At 38.8% G+C, this 3,980-nt stretch carries 2 protein-coding genes and 2 pseudogenes; 3 read left to right on the plus strand and 1 reads right to left on the minus strand.

Going from position 1 to position 3,980, the window contains the following annotated elements; genetic code table 11:
* Window positions 1-204 precede the first annotated feature (204 nt).
* Window positions 205-924, plus strand: a complete 720-nt coding sequence (locus BFF42_RS12185) for a type III secretion system effector phosphothreonine lyase (protein WP_001121865.1) — start codon at window positions 205-207, stop codon at window positions 922-924.
* Window positions 925-1,355: 431 nt separating this feature from the next.
* Window positions 1,356-3,065, plus strand: a complete 1,710-nt coding sequence (locus BFF42_RS12190) for a ShET2/EspL2 family type III secretion system effector toxin (RefSeq protein ID WP_012421777.1) — start codon at window positions 1,356-1,358, stop codon at window positions 3,063-3,065.
* A 159-nt stretch (window positions 3,066-3,224) separates the two neighbouring features.
* Here the strand turns inward: BFF42_RS12190 and BFF42_RS28290 are convergent.
* A pseudogene (locus BFF42_RS28290) lies at window positions 3,225-3,416 on the minus strand (hypothetical protein); the annotation flags it as partial.
* Between the two features lie 338 nt (window positions 3,417-3,754).
* Between BFF42_RS28290 and BFF42_RS12200 the strand changes: the two are divergent.
* Window positions 3,755-3,883 (plus strand): annotated as a pseudogene (locus BFF42_RS12200) (transposase); the annotation flags it as partial.
* Between the last annotated feature and the right edge of the window lie 97 nt (window positions 3,884-3,980).

The following is a 3,980-nucleotide window of genomic DNA, read 5'->3' on the forward strand; positions in this document are numbered from 1 at the left end:
AAGCCAAGGGCTACCGCAACCGGGAGCGCTTTAAGCTGGGAGTGATGTTCCACTATGGGAAACTGAATATGGCGTTCTAAGCCTTCCCACCATGATCGGAGAAGACCCTTACGCTTACATACATTACATATAATGTATCGTTTTATAAAAGATGATAAACAATCAATATAAGATAATATATCTATTTTATAGAGGACGTTTTCTATGCCCATAAAAAAGCCCTGTCTAAAACTAAATTTAGATTCTTTGAATGTTGTGAGGTCTGAAATACCGCAGATGCTTTCTGCGAATGAAAGATTGAAAAATAACTTCAATATATTGTACAACCAAATACGGCAATACCCAGCGTACTATTTCAAAGTAGCATCGAACGTGCCAACTTACTCTGATATATGTCAATTTTTTTCTGTCATGTACCAAGGATTCCAGATTGTGAACCATAGTGGAGATGTGTTTATTCATGCATGTCGTGAAAATCCTCAGAGTAAGGGGGATTTTGTTGGGGACAAGTTTCATATTAGTATAGCTAGGGAGCAAGTTCCTCTGGCATTCCAAATTTTGTCTGGTTTATTATTTTCAGAGGACAGTCCTATAGATAAATGGAAGATAACTGATATGAATCGAGTTTCTCAGCAATCTCGTGTGGGGATAGGAGCTCAGTTTACGCTATATGTAAAATCAGATCAGGAATGCTCGCAATATAGTGCTTTATTACTTCATAAAATACGACAATTTATAATGTGTCTCGAGTCTAATCTATTAAGAAGCAAAATCGCTCCCGGGGAGTATCCGGCGTCAGATGTTAGACCTGAAGACTGGAAATATGTCAGCTATCGTAATGAACTACGAAGCGATCGAGATGGAAGTGAAAGGCAAGAGCAAATGTTACGAGAGGAACCATTTTATCGTTTGATGATAGAGTAGAGAAGATGCCAGCTACACCACCTTGTAGCTTGAAAACTGGTTAGAATAACTACGATTAGATTTGGCACAGCGTATGCAGCCTGATTCCTGACCGTGACAGAGCATTCGGCTCATAAACTGCTGAGCTACTCATCTGAAATCCGAACAGTTGTCCACCACTTCAGCGTGCATCTCCTGTTTGAGTCGTTTGATTGCTTTTCGGGATATTAACCTGTCGGATTTTGCATTAGTTAATGCTCCCATCAGGCCTTCATCTTTTCCAGTGCCTATTTTCCTGTTCTCCTTTTGCACTATATAATCAGATCATCTGTATCGTTGACGAGCTCGCTATCTTATAGGAGCATTCTGAATAAGCTACCTCCTTGTAAGGAGGCTTTTACTATTAGTAACTGCAATCTAATAGTATTATAACATCTCTATGGTTGTCTTCTATGCCGTTAAATAAAACATTTTCATCTAGTATATTTTCAACAAAAAATTCGTTATCAACAGATATGTCTGTTAACAGAGATAATAGAACAATAACAAGTTCTATTATGAGGGTCTCAAACTCCAGTGAACTAATTCAGTTTAAGAATAAAACAGCACCTTATTTTTCAGAAAAGAGAAATGTGAAGGTAAATATAAATGGAGTGGCAAAAGATATATATGGAAGACAAATAGTTTGCCGTCACCTAGCTTCCTATTGGGAAATGAATTTTATGGAAACAAATGGGAAGGTAAACTATCAGCTTCTTAGCACCCCTGATGCTATTGCAAAAAATGTATGTTTGGAAAAAACGGAAGATTTTTCAAAATCACCAGCTTATATTTATTTTGTGGAAAATAAAAAGTGGGGAACAGTTATTACTAATTTTTTTTATAACATGAAAAAAAATGGAGACTTTGTCAGAACATTATCAGCATGCACATTAAACCACCAAATGGCGTTAGGGTTGAAAATAAAGCGCGTACAAGAAAGTGAAAAATGGGTTGTTCAGTTTTTCGATCCTAATCGAACTGTTACTCATAAACGTACTGTATTTACTTGTGATAGCCATTTCGAACTGAGTCAATTATCCGCTAAGGATTTTTTTGATGATTTTTATTGGAAAATTTATGGTCTGGAGCAACCCGGGCAGGTAATATTTGAAGATAGGCATAATTCCCCTCTAACAAACACAGTGAAACTTTTACCAGATGAATTGATCAATTCCAGAGTTATATATCATGCGATAACAAAGAATCTGACAGAAGTATTATTTATACTGATGGAAAAATACAAAAATGGTGAAATTTCTCAATCTAAACTGGTGAACCTTCTGGCCACGAGAAGCTCTGATGGTACTCCTGCATTTTATATAGCACTTCAAAACGGATGTTCAGACATTATTCAAGTATATGGTAAGATATTAAATATGTGCAATCTTAGTCAAGAAACAATACTTACATTGCTTGCTGCGGTAGGGGCAAACAATGTGCCGGGTTTATGCATGTCTTTTATGAACGGACATGTAGACACAATAAAAGCCTATGGGGAAATAGTCTTTAAAACCCCGTTAACTTCCGATAAGAGATTATATCTATTAGCTGCGAAAGACAGCCATGATTTACCTGGGTTATTTTTTGCATTGCAGAATGGACATGCAGATAGTATTCGTATGTTCGGAAGTCTGCTTAATAAGAAAATGCTTAGTAGTGAACAAATTAAAGAATTATTGAAAGTAAAGCATGGGTTGTTTATGGCACTTCAAAATGGGCACACAAAGGCCATTATGGCGTATGGAGATATACTAAAAATACTCCCCCCTCACCAGGAATATATAGATGAATTATTATGGATAAAAAATCCCAACGGTACATCAGGACTTTTTATGGCATTTTATAATGGCCATACCGAAACAATACGTGCCTTTTGTAATATTCTAAAAAACTATAGTTTTACCACAAGACGATTGGTCGAAATGCTGTCCGCAACTAATAAAGATGGTATTCCTGGTGTATTTGCATCTGTAGTAAATAGAGACAAAGAAACAATATTAGAGTATTGTAGAATAATAAAAGAGAACAATCTGGAACCGGATACTATAGCAGAACAATTTTCAAAGAAGATGAAAAAAACGTTTATTGAAATAATAAATAGATTTAATCATTTTTTATGAGACTGTAATTTAAATTGTGTAATTACCTGTTTTTGATATGTTCACTCCAACAAGGTGTAGTGACCGGGTAACTGCCAACTTTCAGGCAACCACCTCGATTGGCAACCTTGTTTCCATATCGAGTTCAAATATCCCGTAGGGGTTTACATGGGCGTAAACTGATGATTGTTCAGGTTTCCATGGTATGGCCAAATCTTCTTCATGGATAAAGGTCACATCCAGAGGGTGAGTATTTCCAGTTGCCCGTAATATCGTCGGCTCAATATCATGCGCGTTCATCGGTATCATCGATGCCAGGAAAGCCCACTGGTCAGGATAAGGCCGGAAGGTGGTATCAACAAAAATGTTACCAGGATATGCCGCGCCAGCGGCATGTAAGGCGGCACTCCGTTGTTGCACATGGCAGAGGAGTAAAACCGCCGAAGCCCGGCGTAAGCCGGTACGGTCGTCCGGATATCACCGATCCTCCTCCAGCCCTGCGAGGCAATGCGGCCTGTCAGCGATGAAAATGCCTCTGTGCGCGGTCGGAGTGGTCCCGACAAGGGGTTACTTTTACCGTTACCTCTGTGGACGTAACCGCACTCAAAGAAACTGTATATACCAGACCAGTTGTATCAAGCTTATCTGAGGTAGCCTGAGTTTAACGGACACTCCTTCCTGAAATAGAATGGCATCAGAAGGAGCCAATAATGAGCAGAAAAACCCAACGTTACTCTACGGAGTTTAAAGCCGAAGCCGTCAAAACGGTTCCTGAAAATCAGCTTTCGATCAGTGAAGGCGCTTCCCGATTATCTGTTCCTGAAGGCACTTTAGGACGTAAGCGTAAACTGACCGCCGTATGTAGCCATTAAGCCTGTATTGGTAACGTAGGTGCCCACCTTTTCAACTAGTGGACACCTGTTATGGAACAGAAAG

Origin of the sequence: Shigella sp. FC1661, from assembly GCF_001712525.1 — a bacterium.
In the GTDB taxonomy this organism is placed as follows: domain Bacteria; phylum Pseudomonadota; class Gammaproteobacteria; order Enterobacterales; family Enterobacteriaceae; genus Escherichia; species Escherichia coli.

Excerpts from the sequence above, each read along its gene's own strand:
- BFF42_RS12185 (WP_001121865.1), top strand. The coding sequence starts at position 205 with ATGCCCATAAAAAAGCCCTGTCTAAAACTAAATTTAGATTCTTTGAAT.
- BFF42_RS12190 (WP_012421777.1), top strand. The coding sequence starts at position 1,356 with ATGCCGTTAAATAAAACATTTTCATCTAGTATATTTTCAACAAAAAAT.